Source organism: Candidatus Chazhemtobacterium aquaticus (genome assembly GCF_009936135.1).
Lineage (GTDB): Bacteria > Patescibacteriota > Microgenomatia > UBA1400 > Chazhemtobacteraceae > Chazhemtobacterium > Chazhemtobacterium aquaticus.
Map to the genome: position 1 here is coordinate 393,018 of NZ_CP047901.1, position 23,504 is coordinate 416,521.

General features: G+C 42.7%; 28 protein-coding genes, 2 tRNA genes and 1 rRNA gene. 21 read left to right on the forward strand and 10 right to left on the reverse strand.

The window, feature by feature from the left end; translation table 11 throughout:
- Nucleotides 1–46 precede the first annotated feature (46 nt).
- The 3 genes from MICH65_RS02100 to MICH65_RS02110 form a co-directional block, all read right to left on the reverse strand.
- Entirely contained in the window at nt 47–439 is a 393-nt protein-coding gene (locus tag MICH65_RS02100; RefSeq protein WP_161931776.1) for a hypothetical protein, read from the reverse strand.
- Between the two features lie 8 nt (nt 440–447).
- On the reverse strand, nt 448–1,173 hold the full coding sequence (locus MICH65_RS02105; RefSeq protein ID WP_161931777.1) for a hypothetical protein: 726 nt from the start codon (nt 1,171–1,173) through the stop codon (nt 448–450).
- A gap of 215 nt (nt 1,174–1,388) precedes the next feature.
- Nucleotides 1,389–2,408: a S1C family serine protease gene (locus MICH65_RS02110; RefSeq protein ID WP_161931778.1), complete on the reverse strand. Its 1,020-nt coding sequence runs from the start codon at nt 2,406–2,408 to the stop codon at nt 1,389–1,391.
- A gap of 494 nt (nt 2,409–2,902) precedes the next feature.
- Here MICH65_RS02110 and MICH65_RS02115 point away from each other — a divergent pair, with 494 nt between their 5' ends.
- From MICH65_RS02115 to MICH65_RS02130, 4 genes are read left to right on the forward strand one after another with little or no spacing between them, the layout of a single operon-like run.
- Nucleotides 2,903–3,163, forward strand: coding sequence for a hypothetical protein (locus MICH65_RS02115; RefSeq protein ID WP_161931779.1), 261 nt, complete (start codon nt 2,903–2,905; stop codon nt 3,161–3,163).
- A 10-nt stretch (nt 3,164–3,173) separates the two neighbouring features.
- Nucleotides 3,174–4,406 carry a DNA polymerase Y family protein gene (locus MICH65_RS02120; RefSeq protein WP_161931780.1) on the forward strand — a complete coding sequence of 411 codons (1,233 nt, stop codon included), beginning with the start codon at nt 3,174–3,176 and terminating at the stop codon, nt 4,404–4,406.
- Nucleotides 4,407–4,466: 60 nt separating this feature from the next.
- Complete coding sequence (locus tag MICH65_RS02125) at nt 4,467–4,871, forward strand: hypothetical protein (protein ID WP_161931781.1); 405 nt, start codon at nt 4,467–4,469, stop codon at nt 4,869–4,871.
- Nucleotides 4,872–4,881: 10 nt separating this feature from the next.
- Entirely contained in the window at nt 4,882–5,208 is a 327-nt protein-coding gene (locus tag MICH65_RS02130; protein ID WP_161931782.1) for a DUF4258 domain-containing protein, read from the forward strand.
- On the opposite strand, the gene MICH65_RS02135 is transcribed toward MICH65_RS02130, so the two are convergent.
- The 3 genes from MICH65_RS02135 to MICH65_RS02145 are packed head-to-tail and all read right to left on the reverse strand — an operon-like array spanning nt 5,161 to nt 7,060.
- On the reverse strand, nt 5,161–5,493 hold the full coding sequence (locus MICH65_RS02135; RefSeq protein WP_161931783.1) for a hypothetical protein: 333 nt from the start codon (nt 5,491–5,493) through the stop codon (nt 5,161–5,163). The genes MICH65_RS02130 and MICH65_RS02135 overlap by 48 nt on opposite strands.
- A gap of 27 nt (nt 5,494–5,520) precedes the next feature.
- Entirely contained in the window at nt 5,521–6,219 is a 699-nt protein-coding gene (locus tag MICH65_RS02140) for a hypothetical protein (RefSeq protein ID WP_161931784.1), read from the reverse strand.
- 7 nt (nt 6,220–6,226) lie between these two features.
- Nucleotides 6,227–7,060, reverse strand: coding sequence for a hypothetical protein (locus MICH65_RS02145; RefSeq protein WP_161931785.1), 834 nt, complete (start codon nt 7,058–7,060; stop codon nt 6,227–6,229).
- Between the two features lie 210 nt (nt 7,061–7,270).
- On the opposite strand from MICH65_RS02145, the gene MICH65_RS02150 reads away from it, so the two are divergent.
- Together MICH65_RS02150 and MICH65_RS02155 are read left to right on the forward strand one after the other, a co-directional pair.
- A complete protein-coding gene (locus tag MICH65_RS02150; protein WP_161932185.1) occupies nt 7,271–7,819 on the forward strand; it encodes a peptidylprolyl isomerase in 549 nt (182 codons plus the stop codon).
- Nucleotides 7,820–7,823: 4 nt separating this feature from the next.
- Nucleotides 7,824–8,684 (forward strand): deoxyribonuclease IV, encoded by an 861-nt coding sequence (locus MICH65_RS02155; protein WP_161931786.1) that lies wholly within the window; start codon nt 7,824–7,826, stop codon nt 8,682–8,684.
- Here MICH65_RS02155 and MICH65_RS02160 read toward each other — a convergent pair.
- Genes MICH65_RS02160 through MICH65_RS02170 form a run of 3 tightly spaced genes read right to left on the reverse strand, consistent with a single transcriptional unit; the run spans nt 8,671 to nt 11,574 of the window.
- Nucleotides 8,671–9,885, reverse strand: a complete 1,215-nt coding sequence (locus MICH65_RS02160) for an ABC transporter permease (protein ID WP_161931787.1) — start codon at nt 9,883–9,885, stop codon at nt 8,671–8,673. The two genes, MICH65_RS02155 and MICH65_RS02160, sit on opposite strands and share 14 nt — an antisense overlap.
- Complete coding sequence (locus MICH65_RS02165) at nt 9,882–10,559, reverse strand: ABC transporter ATP-binding protein (protein ID WP_161931788.1); 678 nt, start codon at nt 10,557–10,559, stop codon at nt 9,882–9,884. Before MICH65_RS02165 ends, MICH65_RS02160 begins: the two co-directional genes overlap by 4 nt.
- Nucleotides 10,552–11,574: an efflux RND transporter periplasmic adaptor subunit gene (locus MICH65_RS02170; RefSeq protein ID WP_161931789.1), complete on the reverse strand. Its 1,023-nt coding sequence runs from the start codon at nt 11,572–11,574 to the stop codon at nt 10,552–10,554. Before MICH65_RS02170 ends, MICH65_RS02165 begins: the two co-directional genes overlap by 8 nt.
- Nucleotides 11,575–11,661: 87 nt before the next feature.
- Here MICH65_RS02170 and MICH65_RS02175 point away from each other — a divergent pair, with 87 nt between their 5' ends.
- The 14 genes from MICH65_RS02175 to MICH65_RS02240 all read left to right on the forward strand — a co-directional run bounded on the left by MICH65_RS02175 (nt 11,662) and on the right by MICH65_RS02240 (nt 22,188).
- On the forward strand, nt 11,662–12,069 hold the full coding sequence (locus MICH65_RS02175; RefSeq protein WP_161931790.1) for a hypothetical protein: 408 nt from the start codon (nt 11,662–11,664) through the stop codon (nt 12,067–12,069).
- A 26-nt stretch (nt 12,070–12,095) separates the two neighbouring features.
- On the forward strand, nt 12,096–13,181 hold the full coding sequence (prfB, locus tag MICH65_RS02180) for a peptide chain release factor 2 (RefSeq protein WP_161931791.1): 1,086 nt from the start codon (nt 12,096–12,098) through the stop codon (nt 13,179–13,181).
- 57 nt (nt 13,182–13,238) lie between these two features.
- On the forward strand, nt 13,239–13,763 hold the full coding sequence (locus MICH65_RS02185) for a hypothetical protein (protein ID WP_161931792.1): 525 nt from the start codon (nt 13,239–13,241) through the stop codon (nt 13,761–13,763).
- A gap of 47 nt (nt 13,764–13,810) precedes the next feature.
- Complete coding sequence (ftsE, locus tag MICH65_RS02190; RefSeq protein ID WP_161931793.1) at nt 13,811–14,584, forward strand: cell division ATP-binding protein FtsE; 774 nt, start codon at nt 13,811–13,813, stop codon at nt 14,582–14,584.
- The gene (locus tag MICH65_RS02195) at nt 14,581–15,492 is read left to right on the forward strand and encodes a cell division protein FtsX (protein WP_161931794.1); all 912 of its coding nucleotides are present in this window, start codon (nt 14,581–14,583) and stop codon (nt 15,490–15,492) included. Before ftsE ends, MICH65_RS02195 begins: the two co-directional genes overlap by 4 nt.
- Complete coding sequence (locus tag MICH65_RS02200; protein ID WP_161931795.1) at nt 15,489–16,706, forward strand: C39 family peptidase; 1,218 nt, start codon at nt 15,489–15,491, stop codon at nt 16,704–16,706. The genes MICH65_RS02195 and MICH65_RS02200 overlap by 4 nt, the downstream gene beginning before the upstream one ends.
- Nucleotides 16,707–16,736: 30 nt before the next feature.
- Nucleotides 16,737–17,597 (forward strand): lamin tail domain-containing protein, encoded by an 861-nt coding sequence (locus MICH65_RS02205; protein ID WP_161931796.1) that lies wholly within the window; start codon nt 16,737–16,739, stop codon nt 17,595–17,597.
- Nucleotides 17,598–17,618: 21 nt separating this feature from the next.
- Nucleotides 17,619–17,996: a VanZ family protein gene (locus MICH65_RS04440; protein ID WP_161931797.1), complete on the forward strand. Its 378-nt coding sequence runs from the start codon at nt 17,619–17,621 to the stop codon at nt 17,994–17,996.
- Nucleotides 17,993–18,445 (forward strand): tRNA (adenosine(37)-N6)-threonylcarbamoyltransferase complex ATPase subunit type 1 TsaE, encoded by a 453-nt coding sequence (gene tsaE / locus MICH65_RS02215; RefSeq protein ID WP_161931798.1) that lies wholly within the window; start codon nt 17,993–17,995, stop codon nt 18,443–18,445. Before MICH65_RS04440 ends, tsaE begins: the two co-directional genes overlap by 4 nt.
- The gene (locus MICH65_RS02220) at nt 18,442–18,783 is read left to right on the forward strand and encodes a hypothetical protein (RefSeq protein ID WP_161931799.1); all 342 of its coding nucleotides are present in this window, start codon (nt 18,442–18,444) and stop codon (nt 18,781–18,783) included. The genes tsaE and MICH65_RS02220 overlap by 4 nt, the downstream gene beginning before the upstream one ends.
- Nucleotides 18,784–18,793: 10 nt before the next feature.
- Complete coding sequence (gene galE, locus MICH65_RS02225) at nt 18,794–19,777, forward strand: UDP-glucose 4-epimerase GalE (protein ID WP_161931800.1); 984 nt, start codon at nt 18,794–18,796, stop codon at nt 19,775–19,777.
- A gap of 230 nt (nt 19,778–20,007) precedes the next feature.
- Nucleotides 20,008–21,483: ribosomal RNA gene (locus MICH65_RS02230) — 16S ribosomal RNA — on the forward strand.
- Nucleotides 21,484–21,672: 189 nt separating this feature from the next.
- A tRNA-Ile gene (locus MICH65_RS02235) sits at nt 21,673–21,749 on the forward strand.
- Nucleotides 21,750–21,924: 175 nt separating this feature from the next.
- Nucleotides 21,925–22,188 (forward strand): RNA recognition motif domain-containing protein, encoded by a 264-nt coding sequence (locus MICH65_RS02240; RefSeq protein WP_161931801.1) that lies wholly within the window; start codon nt 21,925–21,927, stop codon nt 22,186–22,188.
- A 304-nt stretch (nt 22,189–22,492) separates the two neighbouring features.
- On the opposite strand, the gene MICH65_RS02245 is transcribed toward MICH65_RS02240, so the two are convergent.
- On the reverse strand, nt 22,493–23,137 hold the full coding sequence (locus tag MICH65_RS02245; protein ID WP_161931802.1) for an MBL fold metallo-hydrolase: 645 nt from the start codon (nt 23,135–23,137) through the stop codon (nt 22,493–22,495).
- Between the two features lie 221 nt (nt 23,138–23,358).
- On the opposite strand from MICH65_RS02245, the gene MICH65_RS02250 reads away from it, so the two are divergent.
- Nucleotides 23,359–23,434 (forward strand) — tRNA-Ala (locus MICH65_RS02250).
- Nucleotides 23,435–23,504: the final 70 nt, after the last annotated feature.

The following is a 23,504-nucleotide window of genomic DNA, read 5'->3' on the forward strand; positions in this document are numbered from 1 at the left end:
CAATCCAGCAGCCACCTAACCCAGTCTTTACTCGCCAAAAAAACGGTCACTCAACAATCTCTATCAGTTGTCCCCTTAATTTTTCTTTAAAACTCTTCAAATTTTTGTAGTCCTTCCAAACAGACCTCCTTACACCTAACTTTTTAGCATCTTTGTTGTATTTAGGCACTGATGAGATTGAAACGATTTTATCTTTATCAAAATAATCCAGATTGACAACATGAAATGATCCTCCCAAAAAACAATCCCGATCAAGCAGTAGAACATCAAATCTAATCTGTGGATTCTTGTTTACATACTCCTCAACCTCAACGTAATCAGACAATATCGAAACAGAAAAACAAACCTCCTTCTCGTTCTCGATCTCCCTTAGCAACTGCAAGATATTCTTATTTGTCTCCAGATCATCCTCAAGAACAAGTACTCTAATATTTCTCATTGATAGTTTTATATTTTGTTTTTGTTTCTATCTTCTGATACCGAAAACCCCTCTACAATACTTACAAACATTTTTTCCATATCATAATAATCCTGGTAATAATCGATAAAAGCTTCATACTCACGCTCAGTTTTTGTGTGTATATAAATAGGTAAAAGCGACTTTGTTGCAATGACCGACCAGAAATCTGGTTCCAAAACTATGTCATTAATGCAATTAGGGTTATGATTGTGCTCAAATAATTTGTTTCGAGTTTCCGAAAATTTGCCTCCCAGCACATTGTCAAATTCGATATCGAGTGATTTGAATAAATCCACAACTTTCTTCCCAGACATATACATCTGCATTAAGTGTGATGTTGCCAAATCACCATACAAGATTACTTCCTTATTATTCTTTCCTGAGCTCTCTATCGATGCAACTTTATTTATTCGTAGACCAACAAAGCTGGCAAAAAATGACCTCATTGTGTCGTACAGAAGCCTGTATTTTTGTCTCTCTTCGGACCAGTCAGTCCCGAATTGATTGAATTTTGATTGCCAGTGGGTTTCAAGTCTATCAGTAAACGACACAGGATTTCCCTGGTCGTGCAGGAATCGGTCAACATTAAGTTTCTCACCACAAACAACACCTTCATGCTGATGACACTCAATCCATTTAACCGTGGTTTTTGAAAATAACCACTCTAATTGATCTTGAATTGACGAAATCGATGATTTCTTATTCTTTCCCATATAGTTTTTCTAGGACAGATTTTGTCTTGTCTTCATAAATCTTGACAAGCTTCTTACTTGCATTTACTAACTCCCGCTCTACCTCAACTTTTTGCAACAATTTGTTTTTGGATTTCAAGAGGTGGAAGAAAAATTTGAATTGTTTTTGATCGGGACATACTTTGACTTATATCAGCAATTATATCCTGGGTATATACCACATATCGCACTTTGTCCTAATTAGAATAAAACCAATCCCATCCAGGGCTATCTACTTCCAGAATCTTACTTTTTAGCATTTTATACACCCCATCCTCTTTAATTGTCTGCCACGTCCCCTCATAATAATGATAGTCAACTTCACCACCACTCCAATTTTTAGTTGAAAACTTTATATTCACAGTATCCTCACTGTTTTCTTGTGGCTCAACAAAAATAACATCCACATCCAAAATATCAGTAAATCTATTTGTCCACTCCTCAAAATTAGTTTTTTGAAGGTACTCAGTACTAAGTAGAGCAAATCCATCTTCCATTCGCCTAGCTTTTAAATAAGTATAAAACGCCTCAACCGCCCCTTGAGGTGACTCTGACGGATCAACTTGAATTTTAGTAATGTTCTGGTCAGTAAAGTTTGGCACTCCTATTTTTGCCCAGTCACCGCTAATAAACAAAGATAACCCCGCTAAACCAATTGTGTTAATACCAACTACCTGACCGCACTGATCAACTAACGGTCCCCCGCTCATACCATCAACCAAACTAATATCAGTCTGAATATACGGTACGGTCATCTGTTTCGATTTTCTAAAATCAATGAACCTGCCTCTTACCAAAGTAGCACTACCCGCCAAATCTGTTCCTAGAGGATATCCAGCCGTAATCAATGGTTCATCAGCTTGCAATATCACCTTATCAGGTAGCGGCAAGACCATATCGGGATACTTGTCATCTGTAAACAATACCGCCATATCAGTCTCTTTGTCTCCAACGATCCGATTTGGGGTAACAAACTTACCATCTGAAAAAATAATCTTCGGACTTGGCTCGTCGGCTATGACATGGAAATTGGTTATAACCTGGTCTGGGGCAATAAAAAACCCCGTCCCCTCTGAATATCCACCAACAACCCTAACAACTGACTTTTGAATATTTTCCCGAACACCAAACGAACAAAGAAATTTTCCATACCACCCATATTGGTTGCGTATATAGTCAGCGATGACGAATAGAGAAGCGGCCATGTATACAACCACGCCAATAATAAAAATCGACTTCAATAAATTCTTCAAACTTTTGAATGGAAAGATAATCGTTTCAAAAATGATTTTGATTAGAGCGATAAGAAATTTAAAGATAAATTTTACGAGGTAGTACACGGTGTAAGTAACGAGTTTTATGGGAAACAGGTAAATGGGAAACAATAGCCGTTTAAAGTAGGCTACAAACCTAGTGACTAAATTTTTCGAGGTAGTTTTTATGTACCTCGATAATTTTTCAAATTGTTTTTCAAAAACCTTCATTCTATTATCTGTTTTGATCGATAGTCGTAACTCCTAAAACAATCGATACATACGGTGTTTGGTAGTTCATCGTTCAAAAAACTCCTTACCAATGATTCAGATTATATATCACCTTTCCCTATCAGCCGTCTAATTAGCCCGCCACTCGCCTGACGTGTTTACCTGCAAAATTCCAGGAAACTTGAAACCTCTTGACTTTCGCCTTTTATTCGGGTTATCTTAAACCCATGGTCCAACGTCTCAACGAACCCGTTTCTGTCACTCTCTTCTTTAATCATCAAAACCATTCCGTTTTCCCCAAAACCATCATCTGGCACAACCACTCATATCCCATTACTAAGTTAGGTCTCCATCATTCATATCGTCTTGGTTCTACTCTCTACCATATCTTCTCGGTTGTCTCCCGTTCATATTTCTTCCGTCTTAAACTAGACACCTCTACTCTTCACTGGACTCTCGAGGAACTAAGTGACGGTCTACCCACTTAAATAGAGTTAGATGATCCAACCTCCCAATCTTCCCTTTAACCCAAAACCTGCCTCCATCCTCCATCTTGATATCAACTCCTGCTTTGCCACCATTGAACAACAAGCCAATCCTCTGCTCCGCCATCGCCCCATCGCCGTTGCTGCCTACAACCAACCTAGTTGTTGTATCATCGCTCCCTCCATCGAAGCCAAGCGTCTTGGTATTAAGGTGGGCACTCGTGTCGGGCAAGCCAAGGCCATCTGTCCTAACATCACCATTCTCGAACCTGATCCTGACAAGTACCGCTTCATCCACCATCAACTTAAGAATCTTCTTGATTCCTACGCCACCTTGGTTACTCCCAAATCCATTGACGAGTTTGCTCTCGACTTCTCGGATCAACCATCTATAGACCTTCCTAAAATCTCTCTAGAAATCAAGCAAAGAATAAAACAAATAGGCGAGTACATTACCGTCTCCATCGGTCTAGGCCCCAGCCGATTTCTTGCCAAAACTGCTGCTGGCCTACACAAGCCTGACGGCCTTGATCAAATCACCATTCACAACTTTTACTCCATCTACAACCAATTAAAACTCACTGATCTTAATGGTATTAATCTTAAGAACCAAGCCCGTCTTAATTTGGTTGGCATCTACTCAGTTCTTGACTTCTATAACGCCTCCTACCACCGCCTCTTTTCTGCTTTCCGCTCCGTCCTTGCTCAATACTGGTTTACCCGTCTTCGTGGGTATGAAGTCGACGACCGCCAGTTTGACCGTAAAAGCTTTGGTCACTCCTATGTCCTCCCCCGACCACTTACTAAAGACAAAACTCTACCCATTATCCAAAAACTCACTCATAAAGCCGCTCTTCGTCTCCGTCGCGCCGGCTTTCAAACCCAGTCTTTGTCTTTAGGCTTCCTCTACACCGACCACTCATCTTGGCATCAGCAGCACCGCCTTCCCCAACCTCTTTTTAACACCAGCCGCATCTTCAAACAACTTATTCACCTTTCCTCCTCTTCACCCAACAAACCCATTAAAACCATCTTTATCTCTCTTCAGTCTCTCGTCTCCCAAGACTATCACCAACTCTCTCTTTTTCAAGACTCTCTAAAAGATCATAGACTTACTCATGCCACTGATCTAATCAATCACGGCTGGGGCGACTTTACCATTACTCCTGCTCGCATGCTCACGGCCAGCCAAGCAGCCCTTGATCGCATTGCCTTTGGTCAAGATCTATTAAGGAACCATCCTTGACACCACCCTTCCTCCTCCTTTACTATGTGGCAAGACAGCCTTTAATAATTAAGCTTTTTCATGGACGACAATAATCAAAACCCTTCCGTTAACAATCCTTCTCCCACTCCTCCCGCTACCCCTCCTACTCCACCCACCTCAACACCTACCGATCCAACCAATCTTCCTCCTCAGGCTCCCACCCCTACCCCCAACCCCACTCCTTCTGCTCCTGTAGAAATTCCCACTCCTGATCCAGTTGCTCCCCCCACCACTCCTCCTACCCCTCCCGCAACACCCCCAACTCCTCCAGCTCCCACAACCGAGCAGCCCACCGCCGAGGACCTAGAACTCAAGCGTGCGCAGGAGAACCTCAACGCCGCCGCCGGCAGTGTTGCCGCCACTCCCCCTACCCCTTCTGCGACTCCAGCCCCAACTGGATCTACCTCTTCTCAGGTTCCTACCGAAGATCCTAATCTAGGCTAACCCAATCTCTATGGCCAGCGACTTAGTCTGGACCAATCATCTTGAACAAAGACTTCTTCAGCGTGGTATCTCTCGCAATGAAGCCTATGACGCCATTCGTCATCCTGACCAGTCTATTCGCCTCTCCTCAACCAAGTGGAAACTAATAAAAAGCTATCCTCACAAACGTATCGTCGTCATTGCCGTTAAACAGCAACATCAATGGATCATTCTCTCTGCCTGGACCAAAAACTCTCACAGCTCAAAAAGTTTCAATCAAGAACACCCTGTCACTCGTTTTTTTAGAAACCTACTCGTTAAGGGTGTTGACACCCTTGCTCACCTCATCAAACGCTAAACCTCCCCACTTCTCCCGTATCTGCCAATAAACAGAGCAGTCCATCAAGGCAAATACTCCCTCTCTCTTTTCTCCTCTAGGGCACTCGTAAACTACCGCTAGTATGAAAAAAACCACCGCCATAAATACAACTGAAATAACCAGCCAGCTAAAAATCTGTGAATAAAATTGATATCCAGAAGGAATCAGTTCATACACACCTGTTGCCAAGTGAACAAACCACTCAGAAAAAGCAGCTAAAAACATAATTGCCAACACTACTCCCAAAAAAACACTACCAGCCATAGATTCAATCCTACCAAAAATATAAAACTAAAGTCTTTCTCGTAATCGTTCCCATTGCTCTTTCCTTAAAACCAGCTCAGGATTAGCCTTAATAATCTCTTCCGCCTTGCTCATGTGTGACTCGGCTTCTTCTTTTCTTCCAAGTTTGACTAAAGCCTCCGCAGCACTCATATGCATCCCTGACAACCAAACATCCTTGTTGTACCTTGACTCATCACTCACCTCCAATAGGTTAATTGCTTCAAGCAATCTTTCATAACCACCCTCATCACCAGTCATCATCTGACAAAAACTCAAGTGAGCCATCATCTCTGCCTTGAACCCATCTCGGTTATGACTCTCTGGTAAGTCGTCTTTACTCTCTACCGCTCTCTCATGCCACTTTAATGCCTCTTCATACTCGCCCAAAGACTCATACACCTTTCCAACTGTATGGCAGGGTAATACCGTCGCACTTTTATCCCCACTCCTCTCAGCTGCCTCTACCCCAGCCGTAGCTGCATGAACCGCATATCTAAGCCACAACTCTGAACCTGTTTTATCCGCCAAATGTCTAGCCGTTAACACCCTTGACTGCAACACCTCGGCAAAACCAAGCACATCTCCATCCTCAATATATGCCGCCATAGCCTCATCAGTAAACCTCAAAGCATCCACAAACTCCCCTTTCTCCCTGGCTTCCTCTGCTTGTCCATGAATTCTCCGTCCTTGTTCGCTTGTATTCATAACCACATTATACCTTCCTACTCAAATCCAAATCAACCATAAACTCATCATAGAATTTACTTCCCTTCGAAACCACCCTATTCAACATCTCATACCTGCCGCTATCTGATCGATCAAGCATATCCCTCAAAACCCTTACATAACTATCGTACAAATTGTCATCCCCCATCTCCTTAGCCTTTTTGACAAAATGCACAATCTCCATCAATAAACTAGTAGGTAACCAATAATTCTCTGGTTGTCGCCTCTCATCCACAAATCTACCCACGTAAGCAAGAATCTTTCCTCTCCCTTTAAGTACAGCCAAGGTTGTCCGCCCGTTTCCATCATATACCACTAATTTGTCCTTTCCTTCTATGCTTTTTTGAGTCGCAATGATTGGATTAGTCGATCTCTCTTCCGTTATCTCATACCACTTTTGCATCTCTTCTAGGTGACTTTTTCTTAACCTTTCATTTTTTAAATATCCACTCATAGCCAGTCTCACCTCATTACCTTCAGGAACCATCTCCTTCACCAATGAATTAACAGTGCCAAAATTCAAGAGCTCCAGCTCTATCTCTTCTTTTGTCCACCTAACATTCTCTCCAGTGATGAAATTCAGCAAGTGACTATACAACTTAAACCCCATCATGATCCCGTGTACACCATTCCAAAAATCCCTTACCGGATACAAGAACGGTGCCTCATCAAACCACCCTTCAATATCCTGATCAATCCTTCTCCAAACCTCCCCTTTTATCGAAGGAAGATACTTCCTTAACTCGTGCCTTACATAATCAACCCCGATTTCTCTTCTAATTTGCTCATACAAATGTTTTGGGTAAACCTCTCTCTCCATGGCCAAATTCTAACATGGTAAAATCCAACTCTGATGCTAAGACTAACCACTCTCATCATTGTTTCTTTTCTTCTCACTGCCTGTAATTATGCTGCCTTAGAAAAAGAAAACGATCCTAATCAACCCTCATCTCCCCAAATTAATCTTAATCTTGAATCAAACAATCAAACTGGCTCTCAACCAGATAATCAACAATTACCACCACCACCCATGGATCAACAACCAACCGCAACCCCAGCCCCCAATCTCGCCTCATCAGCCGTCATTGTCACCTCTCTTGGCGATATTACGATAAAACTGTTTCCTGACAAAGCCCCTCTCACTGTCAGTAATTTTGCCGGACTAGCTACTGGTACAAAAACCTGGACTGATCCTAGAACTGGTGGGCAAAAAACCGGAGAACCTCTGTACAACAACACCATTTTTCACCGAGTTATCGCCAACTTCATGATCCAGGGAGGCGACCCCTTGGGTACTGGAACTGGCGGACCAGGTTACAAGTTTCAAGATGAAATCGCCCCCGATCTTGTCTTTGACAGACCCTATCTTCTTGCCATGGCCAACTCAGGTCCTAATACCAACGGATCTCAATTCTTCATTACCGTTGCCCCCACTCCCTGGCTTAATGGTAAACACACCATTTTTGGCGAGGTAGTCGGTGGCCAAGAAATTGTCGATCAAATCGCCACTACTCCAACTGACAGCAACGACCGACCTCTAGAAGATATCACCATCAAGGTTATTCAAATCACCCCCTAAATTTGTGTCAAACACTTCTTCATCTGGCCGCAAAATAGGCGCTCACGTCTCAGCTGCTGGTGGACCAAGCAAAGCCGTAAACAACGCTCTTTCCATTGGTGCCAATTGTTTTCAAATTTTTGCCGGCTCTCCTCGCACCTGGAAACGATCTCTTTACGACCAAAGCGAGGTAGATCGCTTTAACCAGCTAGTTGATCAAAACAACCTCAGGCCCGTCTTTATTCACGCTCTCTACCTAGTTAATCTAGCCTCTGATAATCCAGAAACACTGGACAAATCCTTACAGTCTCTTCTTGTTGATCTCCAAAACGGGGACCAGATTAATGCAGCCGGTGTCATTGTTCACCTAGGTTCTCATCAGGGTAGGGGATTTAACTCCGTTAAGTCTCAATTAATCCAGAAGATCAATCTGCTACTCAGTCAAACGAAATCTACCCCTCTCCTAATCGAAAATTCCTCTGGACAAAAAGGTAAGGTCGGGTTACTTACTGAAATTGAGGTACTTCTCTCCCAGATCTCTTCAGACAGACTTCAGGTTTGTCTAGATACCGCCCATCTCTTTGAAGCCGGTTATGATCTAAACAACACTAAACAGACAGATCAGCTCATCAAAGAACTAAAGCAGCGAAACATACTTCCCCGCCTTAGCTGTCTCCACCTTAATGATTCCAAAACCCCCCTTGGCTCAGCCAGAGATCAGCACCACAATCTGGGACAAGGACATATTTCTCTTGCCGGCCTAAAACATCTCGTCAACCATTCTCAGTTAAAACATCTCCCTCTCATTTTAGAAGTACCTGGATTCAACTCAAAAGGACCTGATCAACAAAATATCCAAATCGCCCAGTCTCTTATTCATACCTAATCGCTTCAATCGGTGGTAAGCTAGCCGCCCTTCTTGCTGGAAATACTCCAAAGAAAACTCCGATTGCTGTAGAGACTCCAAATGATATTGCCACTGCCAAAAAGTTAATCGCAACCGGGAAAAAAATTCTTATTATCATCACCAAAATCACTGCCAACAACAGACCTAGTAGTCCTCCAAACAAAGACAGCATGACCGACTCGGTCAAGAACTGCATTAAGATGTCTTGTCTCGTCGCCCCTATTGCTCGCCTAATACCCACCTCCTTGGTTCTCTCAGTTACAGAGGCATACATAATATTCATAATTCCAATTCCTCCAACTATCAAAGATATTGATCCAATTGCTACCAAAATCGCATTAACCACTCCAAAAATTTGATTCACCGTTGACAATATCTCTTCTTGTTCCACCACTGAAAAATCACTCTCCTTGTATCGTCTTAATAAAATCTGCTCAGCTTGTTCCTTAACGCTGGCTACATCATCCTTTGACAATACTCCTAAATAAATCGACCAGAATGTCTTGTCAGGATTCATCGTTCCAAAAGTAGTTGTGTATGGCAAAACCACCGACCCATCTGTCTCTGGATCACCAATCTTCTCCATTACTCCACTAACTCTAAACCTAATATCATCAACTCTAATCGTCTTACCAACAGCCATATCGGGCTTCTCAAACAGATCTTTAGCCATCTCATAACCAAGAACTGCTACTTTTGTTCTACCTTGTATGTCCGACTGATCAAATAGTCTACCCTCATGAACCTCCGCTGCCATGGTCTTAAAAAAACCTTCATTTACACCCATAACGTATCCATATTCTTCTTCACTTCCTGTTTCGATTAAGGCAGATTTAAAATAAACAGGAACTACATACTCAGCGCCACTGATTCTTTCCAATGAGTTTAAATCTCGCTCATCAAATTTTATTCCTCCAACCATCCCTGCCGGAGAACTAAAACCTCCTCCTCCACCACCTCCAAAACCACTTCCCGGCATGATCATAACCATGTTTGCCCCCAAGTTTTCAAAAGACTCTTTGATGTAGTTTTTCAAGCCTAAACCCAAGGCGATCAGCATTACTACCGACAACACTCCAATCATGATTCCCAGAGAAGTCAAAAAAGTTCTTACTTTGTTTCTCTTGAAATCAGCTAGCGCCGAGATAATCAAATGATAGGTACCGTTCTTTAGTTTCATTTTGTTTCCTTTACAACTTTTCCATCCCTCATATATATCCGACGTCTAGTTTTCTCAGCTATCTCTAGTTCATGAGTTACTACCACTATCGTCACCCCCAGCTCTTTGTTAAGACTTGCTAACAAATCCATAATTTCATCTCCTGAAGCAGTATCCAGATTTCCTGTCGGTTCATCCGCCAAAATAACTGACGGCTTCATTATCAGCGCTCTCGCCACAGCTGCCCTCTGCTGTTGTCCTCCTGATACCTTGTTTGGATAAAAATTACGCCTTTCCCAGATTCCAAATCTCTTTAGTAAGTCTTCTGCATTTTTCTCAACATTAAAATCAATGCTCGATCTGGCGTATCTTGTCGGCATTAACACATTCTCCCAAATCGTAAACTTATTTATTAAATTAAACGATTGAAACACAAAGCCTACTTTTCTGTTCCTAATTTCCGACAAATCATCATCAGATAGTCTAGATACATCCTTACCCTCTAATAATAATTTTCCACTCGACGGCACTTCCAACAATCCAATCAGATGCATCATTGTTGATTTGCCACAACCAGATGGGCCCAAAATACTCACGTACTCCTTTTTCTTTATCTCCAGACTTACATCATCAACAGCCCTCACCTCTTCGTCTCCTAAAAAATAAGTCTTAGAAACTCGATCAAGCTTAATCATAGATTACATCACCTTCTTTCACCTCTCCTTTGACCTCAACTCTCTCCTCCCCTTCAACTCCCACCTCTACCTTCACCTTCTTCCCGCCATCAAGTAACAAGAATCTCTCACCTTTTTCTGAGTTCACAAACCTTGGTGGTACATACAAAACATTACTAACCTGTTTACGAGTTAAGAAAACATCTCCAGTCATACCTACTCGAAATTTGTTCAAATCAACCTCTCCAAATCTAATCTTAACCTCATATACTGCCCCCACCTCACCGACTTTTGGAGCTAGGGCAATATACTCAATCTCTCCGATCAGTTCTTCGTCTGAAAATGCATCCAACCGAATCTTTGCTTCTTGGCCAATTTTCAAATCAACCACCTCAGTTTGATCAGCATTCACTGAGAAGTAAACACTCTCTGGATTGATCAACTCAATCTGACGCTCTGCCATAGTTGTGTTAACACCAGAATACGGATGAGTTACCGATACCACCACACCATCAAACGGTGCAACTATGCCAGCATTTCGTAAATTTCTCTGTGCCATAACCACTCCCTCATAAGCTCTATCTTTTGCCACCTCAGCGGCAGTTCTTTTTTCTTTTGTCAAAAAATCCTCATCCTCATCGTTATTTTTTACCTCGTCATACACCCTTTCCAGCGTTGCCTCGGTTGCTCTTAAATTTGACAAGGCCTGTTGATATGCCGCATTTAGACTAACAGTATCTAGTTTTGCCAATACCTGACCTTTCTTAACCCAATCACCTTCCTTGGCACCCATCCAAGCTACTTCACCAGCGGTTTGAAATACTAAACTAGCATGCTCCTCAGCTTTAATTTGCCCTGTTAAAACCAACTCCTCGACCACCTCACCTCGCAAAACCATAGCTTTTTCAGTGTCATTCTCACCTCCCTGCCAAATCTTCCATCCAATCAAACTAACAATCGCTACTACCACCACCAACCACAACCATCGACGGCGGTTACCTTTTTTCTGATCAACTTTGCTTTCTTTCTTTGCCATAACAAATTTCAAAAGCAATTCTATCACTATTTAAAGCTAATTACACTTGCTTCAGCTCAAGATACCGCCTATATTATTACTAATCTCATGAAACATTTAGGGCCAGTCATAGTCCGTATTTCACTAATCACAGCCATTGTTATCACTGGATATCTGATCTACCAGTCTCCTTCTTTTTCAAACCAACTTAAATCTCTTCTTTCCTCTCTTGGTAACAAGGCTTCAAGTTTAAACATCGGTGATAGTAATTTAGCTCTCACTTTTAAACAAAAACTCATCGATCAACAACCAATCATCAACGAGAACTCTCAAAAAACCGCATCCCCCTCGACTGTTATGGGCACCTCTACTTCCGTAGTCACTCAACAAGCTAGGGACTTTATCTCTACTACCACCCAAAAAGTTATGTCTGACCTTCAGTCCCTACCCAAAGAACAAGCTGCCGATCTGGTACGCCAAACATGTGATCAAATTATTAGCGAACTAGAACGCTAAACATTTTCCCTGATAAAATACCATCCATGATTCCCAGTTCTCTCTCAGGCCTCAAAGATCGCATTTCAGCTCTTGAATCAAAACTCAATCTAGTCAGTCTCAAAAAAAACCTCGATCATCTACGACAACAATCAGCCGACCCAAACCTCTGGGATAATGAGCATGAAGCCAAAAAAGTACTCCAAGATCTCTCCTACACGGAAGCCGTAATTCAAGACCTATCTAAACTAAACCAAGAATTAAGCGAACTCATCGACCTAGCCACTCTCGCTCAGCAAGAAGACGACCCAGAAAGCATCTCCCAAGACCTAAATCGATTATCCAAGCAACTTGAATCAAAGATAAAAAAACTTGAATTATCTACTTACCTATCCGGTAAACTTGATAGGGTTCCTGCAATACTCTCAGTTCATGCGGGGCAAGGCGGCACTGAAGCTCAAGACTGGGCATCAATGCTTCTTCGCATGTACACCCGCTTTCTTGAAAAAAAGAACTGGCCACACAAGTTAATTGATCAATCACCTGGCGAAGAAGCCGGCATCAAATCGGCCACCTTGGAAATCAATCAGCCTTACGCTTACGGATACCTTAGACACGAATCAGGAACACATCGTCTTGTTCGCCAAAGTCCATTCAACGCTGATAACTTACGTCAAACCTCATTTGCTAGCGTAGAGGTTTTACCCCTGGTTGACGAAGATATCGATATTGACATCAAAGATGATGATCTAGAGGTTGAGTTTTATCGATCTGGAGGTCCTGGAGGCCAAAATGTCAACAAAGTCAACACCGCCGTCCGTCTTAAACACAAGCCTACAGGCATCGTTGTTGGCTGCCAAACTCAGCGTTATCAAGAACAAAATCGCAAACTTGCCCTCCAGATGCTCAAGGCCAAGCTCTGGGAAATTGAAGAAGCAAAAAGGAACGCAGAGCTTAAAAAAATTAAAGGAGATTATCATGTCGCAGGATTTGGTCACTCTATCCGTTCCTACGTCCTTCACCCCTACAAGCAAGTAAAAGACGTACGTACCAACCATACCTCAACCGACCCAGACACCGTTCTCGATGGTGACATAGACGGCTTTATTGAAGCCGAACTAACTCAACTTTAAAAGCCTAATCACCACCAGCTTGTGATACACTTAAAACATTACTATCACAAGCTAGCTATGGCCGAACTCAAAAAACTCAACCTAACCCAATCAAACTCCTCAAATCCCACTTCTCCAACTACTTCACCCACATCTCCAGCCACACCCTCACTACCCACCTCTATCAAACAAAAAGGACCATTAATTGTAGTTTTGGTCATTCTTGCTGGGGTAGCCTCTGGATACGCCCTTAGCCAATTTTTTCCAAAAACAACCTCCACCAGTACTTTATCCCCCGCTAGCCAAGCTGACATTTCAAATGTTAAACCTGGTGATACTTTTGGTGTCGAGTCTGATGCTTTCTCAGATACTGCCGATGGCATTCTTGAGAAAGGTGGCATCAACGGTGAGGGTAGTCACAAACTAATCCGTCCCGGAGGTGAATCTCAAACTGTTTATCTAACCTCTTCCGTAGTCGATCTTGACGAACTCGTCGGTCATAAGGTCACTGTTTGGGGTGAGACTTTTGATGCTCAAAAAGCTGGTTGGCTAATGGATGTAGGCCGGGTCAAAGTTCTCGAATTAAATGCCTCAACAGAATAATTATCGATTGTCATACGTACCAACTTTAAGTTACACCATACTGCCCAATGATCACTCTTGATCAAGTCACCAAAACATTTCTTACCGGCGAGACCGTACTTGAGGATGTCAATCTTGACATTAAACCAGGCGAATTTGTAGTTATCACCGGACCATCAGGATCTGGTAAGACCACTCTCCTTCGACTTATATACAAGGATCTTGACCCAACCAAAGGCACCATCACCATTAATGGTCAAGATATCACCAAACTATCCAAAAAAGCGATTCCTCAACTACGTCGTCACATCGGTTATGCTTTTCAAGACTTTAAGATTATTCCTGACCGCACTGTCTGGGAAAACATATCCCTAACTCTTGATATCTTAAGGATTGCTGACAAAGCTATTAATGATCGTGTTAAACATCTTTTAGATCTTGTCGGTTTGCCAACTAAAGCACACCTTTTTCCAGGCCAACTATCAGGTGGAGAACTCCAACGCGTCTCGATTGCCAGAGCCATTGCTCACGAGCCGGATATCCTACTCGCAGACGAACCCACTGGCAATCTCGATCAAGAAGCTACTTACAAAATTGCCGAGCTACTCAAACAGATTAATAGTTTTGGTACCACTGTAATTCTGGCAACTCATGATCCGGGAGTGATTAAAAAAATCAATGCCAGATGCATTACCCTAGAAAACGGTAAGATTAAAAACGGATCAAGCAACAATCAGCCTTCAGTATCACCAAAGAAAGGCGACAAACAAAAGCACACAGATAAATCAACAGAAAACAAAAAAGATTCCCAAGAGAAATCAAAATTAAAACAAGACAAATGAAAGTAATAAAAACCACTCTCCGACAGATCCGTCGCACCCCATATCAAGCCATCAGTGCAATCGCGGTTCTCACTGTAACATTTTTTGTTGGTACAATCTTTGCCCTAGTAGCATTTGGTTCACAAGTCATCTTGAAACACTTCGAAACGCGTCCTCAGGTCATTGCCTATCTTAAAGACGAGGTTACCCCAGAGATTTTAAACCCCCTCAAAAATCAGCTGGAATCTACCAATAAAACCGAGGAAGTTCGTTTCGTTTCCAAATCGGAAGCTCTGGCCATTTACAAAGAAAGTGTTGGTGATGATCCACTGCTTCTAGGAACTATTACCGATCTATCTGCAGTTACAGCCGATATCCTCCCCGCATCATTAGAAATATCTGTCACCAACCCAGAGTACTTTCCTGAGATTGTCGAGATCTTAAAAAACTCTGATCTCGTAGACACTAACTCAAAGGGAGAAAAAGACATTGATTTTCCTCAGGATGTCGTTTCTGAACTTACAGCCTGGACAAAAGGTCTAAGGCTAGGAGGCCTTACTCTTATCATCGCTCTTTTATTTTCCTCGATTCTAACCATTACCATCATCATCAGTATGAAAATCGGACACAGGCGCTTTGAAATCAGTACACTCAAATTGCTTGGCGCTAACAATAGCTATGTTGCCACCCCTTATATTCTCGAATCCATTCTTTATTCATTTACTGGCGCCCTCTTTGGCTGGCTCTTCTCCTACATCGCTTTTCTTTATGCCACCCCATTTCTCGCACCAAGACTAGCCGGAATTATCACTCTTCCCCCATCACCACTTTTTATGTTTGAAGTATTGATTGGAGCACTGCTCACCGCCCTGCTCCTGGGTCTTTTCTCTGGCTCACTAGCGGTCGGCCGCTTTTTATCTCGCCGATGAAAAAAGTATTCCTCTCTTTATTTATAGTTGTTTATCTTGCTTTATCGCACCATTCTGTTACCACCGCGATCGATTGTGACGGAAATCTTCCAGATGATGAAGCGCAACTCAAGGAATATATAGCTGCTTGCGAGACTAAGGTAAGTGAACTTCGCACCGAGAAGCAATCTCTCACCGCCGCCATCAGCCTTTTAAACTCAAAGATAAATTTAACCCAAGCGCAAATTCGCAATACCAATGCCCAAATCTCACAACTCACTGAAGAAATCGGGACGTTAAGTGTCGTCATTGACGATCTAAACAACGAGCTCGATGCCCTAACTAAGGTATATCTTTCTCGAGTTCGAGAGGCATATAAAAACCGACACACCAACATCGCACTCTCTCTACTGTCTGACTCAGAACAAAACTTTCAGTCAAGGCTTAAATATCTGGAGACCACTCATAAACGTGACCAGATTATCATGCACGAACTTGAATCAGCCAGAATCAATTTTGATCAACAAAAAACTACCAAAGAAGAAAAGCAAGCCGAAATAGAAAGTCTAAAAACCACCCTTGAGAGTCAAAAACAAGTTCTTGGCGCTCAAGAATCCCAAAAACAACAACTTCTAACCGAAACACAAAACAACGAAAAACGTTACCAGCAAATGCTTTCAGATGCTCAAAGACAACTCGCCGCTTTTAGACGGTTTGTCACTGATCAAGGAGGCGCCTCAATTCTATCTAATCAAACTAGCTGTGACAGTTGGGGGTGTTACTACAATCAACGTGACAGCCAATGGGGTAATCAGTTAATTGGCTTATCATCAGACAGCACAATGAAAGAATATGGATGCCTTGTTACCTCAATGGCAATAATCGCATCTCATTACGGTAAATCACTGACACCAGGACAGATTGCTGCGAGTTCAGATCCTTTTTGGCTTAATACCGCTTACATGAGGCAAGGCCAATGGACTGTTAATGGGGTTACCATGAATAGGACTAGACTTGGATCTTCTCGTAGTCTTATTGATTCAGAACTTGAATCCAATAGACCCGTTGTGGTCGGCATTTACGGTGGTCCTGATCACTTCATCGTCATTAAATCAAAGGTGGATGGGGAATACATTATGAACGACCCTTTTATCGAGAATGGGAAGGATGTCAAATTTACCGATAAGTACCCCCTTGAGGCAATTTCTGCCGTCGATCGCGTTGTTGTTAACTAGTCACTAAACTTCTCTGCTAAACTCGATTTAATGCGACAAACCCTTTTGGTCGTAGCTATTCTCACGCTAATTACTTCTTCTGTTTCTCGAGCCAATGCCCTAGTTGTCATTAACGAATTTTGCCCTAATTGTGATCCAGAGTGGGTCGAGTTGTACAACGATTCCGAAATATCTATCGACCTATCCGGCTGGGAAATCCAAGATGGTAACACTAAATCTACCGATGATCTAACTATCTCAGGTGAGATACCTTCTCAAGGTATGGCTGTTTATGAGCATCCAAAAGGATGGCTTAACGACTCTAGTGACATCATCAATCTTTATGATAATACAGACAATACTTCACCTGTAGATTCATACTCATACACATCGACAGAAGCAGACAAAACATACTCTCGCATTCCTGATGGTTTCGGTGACTTCATTATTACAGATCCAACTAAGGGAGGTTTCAATCAACCAGAAGTTACCGCTGAACCAACTGCTACAATCTCATCAAGCCCAACCTTATCTCCAACTCAGATTATCACTACATCTCCTACCCAAACCATTGCCACTTCTCCGACCCCAACTATGTATAAAACGAACCCGGTTATTGTTGCGACTCCAACCCGAATATTCTCTACTCCGCTAACAACAAAGCCAGACAACCAAGTCAATCCAAGCTCTACACTCTCAACTGCTTCTTCTTTTCCCGCCTCAGAAAGCTCTAAAAACACGATCTACCCCGATCTCGTCTTGGGAGAATCGACTCACCCTGAATTGGCATCAAACGCTAGTGAACCATCTCAGTCAGTCTTAAAAATGCCAATTATAATTACTAGTTCTGGATTGTTGATACTCATATCATTTTTTTCATATGTTCTCTACTCTCGAAACCTCAAGAGCTAGCGTGGTGATAAAATAGCCTCAATGGCTCACAAAGGCAATAAACCTCAAATAGTTTTACTTAGAACAATCTATCTGTGGCTGCCTGTTTTCATCTGGATGGGAGTTATCTTCTTTCTTTCAGCCCAACCAGTTCTAAAATCCAACCAAAGCTTTCTTCTCGACTTTTTAATAAAAAAGGGTGCTCATGCATTTGAATATGCTCTCTTATTTATACTCTTGTCGCGTGCTCGGAACTATCAACACCACATGACCACTTTTTTGTTCACTCTTTTATACGCATTTATTGACGAGACACATCAACTCTTCACACCTGGACGAACTGGTACAATTCGCGACGTTCTTTTTTTTGACCTATTAGGCATAATACTAGCCTGGCTTTATGTGCCGACACGCAAATGACTAAAACTTTTGTCACTCACTCATCAAAACAGACTCAACAAATAGGGAAGGACATGGCAGCCTCTACTCTTCCAGGTCACCCCATTGTTCTCATGGGCGACCTTGGATCAGGTAAAACTACATTCGTTCAAGGATTTGGTTCATATTTTGGATTTAAACGAATGACTTCTCCAACCTACACCTTCATTAAGTCGTACAAAATCACCAGTCAAATATCAGAAAACACAAGCTACTGGATCAATCACGTCGATCTCTATCGGGCTGCCACGATAAGTGACATTCACAACCTTGGTATACCTGACTTGCTTCACGACCCACTATCCTGGACCTTAATTGAATGGCCTGAACTAATTCTTAATCTCCTACCTAAAAAAACAATAATAATAAAGTTTACTCAATCAGATAAAAATATGAGAAAAATAGTTGTATCCCACAATCAGACAATATGATTTTATACATTGATACTACAAATAGTTTAAAAACAATCATTGAAATCAATGACATGCGATTTGTCCAGAATTATTCCTCTCCTCGAGAACAAAACACTCTTCTATTTATTGACAGAGTCCTCAAAGACAATAATGTTAATCTTAACGACATTACATCCATTAAGGTAAACCCTGGCCCTGGATCATTCACTGGAACCAGAGTTGGAGTAACAATTGCCAATACTCTCGCTCAGTCACTCAATATACCCATCAATGGAAAAAAAACACCAATCAATGTCAATTACGAAAACCCTCCCAATATTACAAAACCAAAAACAGCTCGAGTCGTTATTAAATAATTATGACAAAATGAAAGTCCTTGTTGTTGGAGGTGCCGGGTACATTGGTAGTATTACCAATTCAGAGCTTAAAAAAGCCAACTTTGAAACTGTTGTCTTCGATTCGCTTGAAAATGGTCATAAATGGGCTATAAAAAACACCAAACTAATCAGGGGTAATCTCCTCAACATTGATGAAATTAAAAACGCACTAAAATCTGAAAAGCCAGATGGTGTTATCCACTTCGCGGCATACATCGAAGCGGGAGAATCTATGATCGATCCAGCGAAATACTATCGCAACAACATCATTGGATCTCTTAACCTGCTTGACGCAATGGTTCAGACGAATGCAAACAACCTAGTTTTTTCTTCAACTGCAGCCGTTTACGGAAATCCAAAAAGGATTCCTATAGCTGAGAAATCGCCAAAAAAACCCACGAATTGTTATGGAGAAACTAAGCTAGCCGTTGAAAAGATGATCAAATGGTTCCATAAGATTCACAATATTAACTATGTCACATTGCGTTATTTCAATGCATCAGGTGCCACAATTGACGGGTCTCTCGGAGAAGCTCATCAACCTGAATCGCATATTATTCCAATTTTTTTAACACATATCCTTCAAGAGAGAGATTTTGCAATCTTTGGCGATGACTACAACACTCCTGATGGCACCTGTGTTAGAGACTATATTCATGTGAATGACCTAGCTTCTGCCCATATTCTCGCCCTTAAGGCACTTCTAAGCAAGCAGAATCACAAGATCAATACTGCGTATAACGTTGGTACTGGCAAAGGGTATTCGAACAAGGAGATTGCCGAGAAAATTATTCAAATCACAAAAACAAAGAATTCATATCAAATAGAGCCTAGACGCTCAGGAGATCCGGATGAATTAGTCGCCAATTCTAACAAGATAAAGCAAGTACTAAATTGGTCCCCCAAACATTCTGATTTGGAAACAATCATCACCACGGCCTTCAGGTGGCACAACAAATACAACACAGCTTGATTACTTAGTTGTGTCAGTGTAAAATACTGACCACAGCCTACGCAGCGATTTCACTGCTTTTTGTGTTGTTTTTGTAGTTCATTTACAGCGTGAGCCTGTAATCAGGTTCACTACATCACATCTATCACATCTTAATGCATAAGCAAAGTTATCTGAGATGTGACAGGAAGTGCGATTCTTAAGTCAAGAACTTAAATTTGAACCTTTATTAAAGGTTCGGATTAAACTCTTTTAATGAGAGTTTGATCCTGGCTCAGGATGAACGCTGGCGGCGTGCCTTAGGCATGCAAGTCGAACGAAAAGTAGCAATACTTTTAGTGGCAGACGGGTGAGTAACACGTAGGAATCTACCCTTTGGTGAGGAATAACGGTTCGAAAGGACCGCTAATACCACATAAGTCCGTAAGGAGAAAGACCGTAACTGGTCGCCGATGGAGGAGCCTGCGTCCTATCAGCTTGTTGGTGAGGTAATGGCTCACCAAGGCTATGACGGGTAGGGGGCGTGAGAGCGTGGCCCCCCACAAGGACACTGAGACACGGGTCCTACACCTACGGGTGGCAGCAACCGGGAATATTGCGCAATGGAGGAAACTCTGACGCAGCGACGCCGCGTGCGGGATGAAGGCCTTCGGGTTGTAAACCGCTGTGGAGAGGGATGAATTTTGACAGTACCTCTCTAGAAAGCACCTGCTAACTACGTGCCAGAAGCCTCGGCAATACGTAGGGTGCAAGCGTTATCCGGATTTACTGGGCGTAAAGCGTCCGTAGGCGGTATGGTAAGTGGTGGGTTAAAGACTCTGGCTCAACTAGAGGAAAGCTCGCCAAACTACCAAACTAGAGCTAGTTCGGGGATACTGGAATTCTCGGTGGAGGGGTGAAATCCGTTGATATCGAGAAGAACGCCAAAGACGAAGGTAAGTATCTAGAACTATGCTGACGCTCAGGGACGAAAGCTAGGGTAGCAAACTGGATTAGAGACCCAGGTAGTCCTAGCCGTAAACTATGAACACTAGCTGGTTGGATGAATTTCTGACCGGCGCAAGCTAACGCGTTAAGTGTTCCGCCTGGGGAGTACGGCCGCAAGGCTAAAACTCAAAGGAATTGACGGGGAAACGCACAACCGGCGTCCCATGTGGTTTAATTCGAAACGAAACGAAGAACCTTACCTAGGTTTGACATCCCGATCGTACGTCTTGGAAACAAGATGGTCAGTTCGGCTGGATCGGTGACAGCTGCTGCATGGTTGTCGTCAGCTCGTGTCGTGAGGCGTCCTTTTAAGTAAGGTAACGAGCGCAACCCCTGTCGTATGTTAAATGTTCATGCGAGACTGCCTTGGTGCAACCAAGGAGGAAGGAGGGGACGACGTCAAATCAGCATGGCGCTTACATCTAGGGCTACACACATGGGGTAATGGCGAATACAACGGGTCGCGAGGGAGTAATCCGGAGCTAATCCTTTAAAATTCGCCTCAGTTCGGATTGTGGGCTGCAATTCGCCCACATGAAGGGGAGTCGGTAGTAATCGCAGGTCAGCTATACTGCGGTGAATACGTTCTCGTTTCTTGTACACACTGCCCGTCAAGTCAACAAAGTCAGCAGTGCCCGAAGTCGGAACCTCCTCGGAGGCCGCCTAAGGCAAGGTTGGCGATGGGGGCTAAGTCGTAACAAGGTAGCCGTTCTGGAAGGAGCGGCTGGATCACCTCCTTTCTAAGGAGTATCAAAAAGGGATTTTCACGAGTCCGCCCGCAAGGGAAGCATACGCCAGACCATTGTGGTTGGGTCTTTAAAACTAATTCACGGCGCAATTTCCTGTCACTTCTCAGATAATTCAAACAATCTAAAACCCACTTAATGTGGGTTTTTGTGTGCCTATCTGTTAAAATAAACCATCACTCCGGGCGATTAGCTCAGTCGGTTAGAGCGCGGTCCTGATAAGACCGAGGTCCTTGGTTCGATTCCAAGATCGCCCACCAATTCAGACATTCTTTCCCATAATGTGTCATAATGTACTCACGTAATTACCTGTATGTACCTCATACAGCGGGAGAGTGAAGCAAAGTTAGTCTGATCCACCAAGTAATTCACGTTATATATCAAGTTGAGTGAGTCAACGTACTTTAGTATTGATTCATCAATTTACCTTTTCCCATGGCTAAAAAACTATATGTAGGGAATATTAGTTATCAATTTACTGACGAACAGCTCAAACAGTTGTTCGAAGAGGTGGGACCTGTTACTTCTGCCACCATCATCATGGACAAATTCTCCGGACGCAGCAAAGGCTTCGGTTTTGTAGAGTTCGAAAAAGACGAAGATGCTGATGCCGCTATTGAAAAATTCAATGGCCAAGAGGTTGACGGTCGTGCTTTGAATGTAAATGTTGCCCGTCCTCCCAAGGAAAGCAATAACTAAAAAAACTCTTTAGTAACAAAAGCCCGGGTTAATCCCGGGCTTTTTGTATTCACTGCAAAACTCATTTGTTACAATGTGCCCATCGCTCATCACAATTAGGAGGCTGTATGTTAGAGGGTAAGGCTTCTCCTCACCGGTGTATTTTTACTAGGTTTCTAAAAAGGAAACCAAACCCCACGCAATATCACACTTACCAGTATAGCAGCAGAGGATTACTACGAGCCAAGCGCCTGGCAGATATGAGAGCCAGGCAAAATCAACCTCAGAAATCCTGAACCGGGAAGCCGGTAGCGCACCCTCAGCCCTACCGGCTTTCTTTTTCTCTAAAGACACTCACACCATTGGATATTTCATCCCCAATACTCGTCTCTTCACCATGTCCAGGCATCACCCTAGTTTCTTTAGGCAACTTGCTTAATCCAATTAGACTCGTTCTCATGGCCTCGGGATCAGAATAACTAAAATCCACTCTCCCGATCCCATTTTTAAACAACACATCTCCACTAAATAACACACCACGTTTCTCACTATACAAACACACACTTCCTGGGGTATGACCCGGCACTTCAATCACTTTAAAAACCTCTTCTCCAAATTTAATCAAATCCCCATTTTTCACCCATTGATCCACCTTAGGCATCGGCAAACCTCTTTGCCCAGTCCAATACTCGCGACTTCTGCCAGACTCAACATATATCCTTTCATCATTTTTGTTCATTAATATTAAAGCCTGATAATTAAGTTTAACTTCCAACACCGCTTGCACGTGATCAAAATGACCGTGTGTCAAAAAGATCGCCTTTATCTTAATCTGCTCACGCATAATCTCCTCAGAAATGAACTCACCCTCATCCCCCGGATCAATAACAATACCCTCTCTACTTCCCTCATCCCATACCAAATAGCAATTAGCTTTAAGCTCACCAACCGGCAACTTTTTTATCTTCATAACACCCATCCTCTTATATTGCCCAAACCCTTTCCAAAGATCAAATCTCCTGATATAATACGCCTTGCCGGAAGAGCCATTGATATGCCAAAGTCTTACCAAACCAAGACCCCTATTTCCTAATCAGTAAGCACCTTTGGACTAATAGCCTCCGGAAACGGAGCTTTTTTATTTTTAAACCGCACTTTACCTACAGCCTACCTCGTTAACATATAAAACGAGGGCCGCTAGCTCATCTGGTAGAGCACTTCATTTGCAATGAAGAGGTGGCCGGTTCGAGCCCGGCGCGGTCCACCAATGACCACCAACCAGTGATTTTTCATTTTTAAAAGTCACTGCTTGTTGGCACATTGCTCAACATAATTGG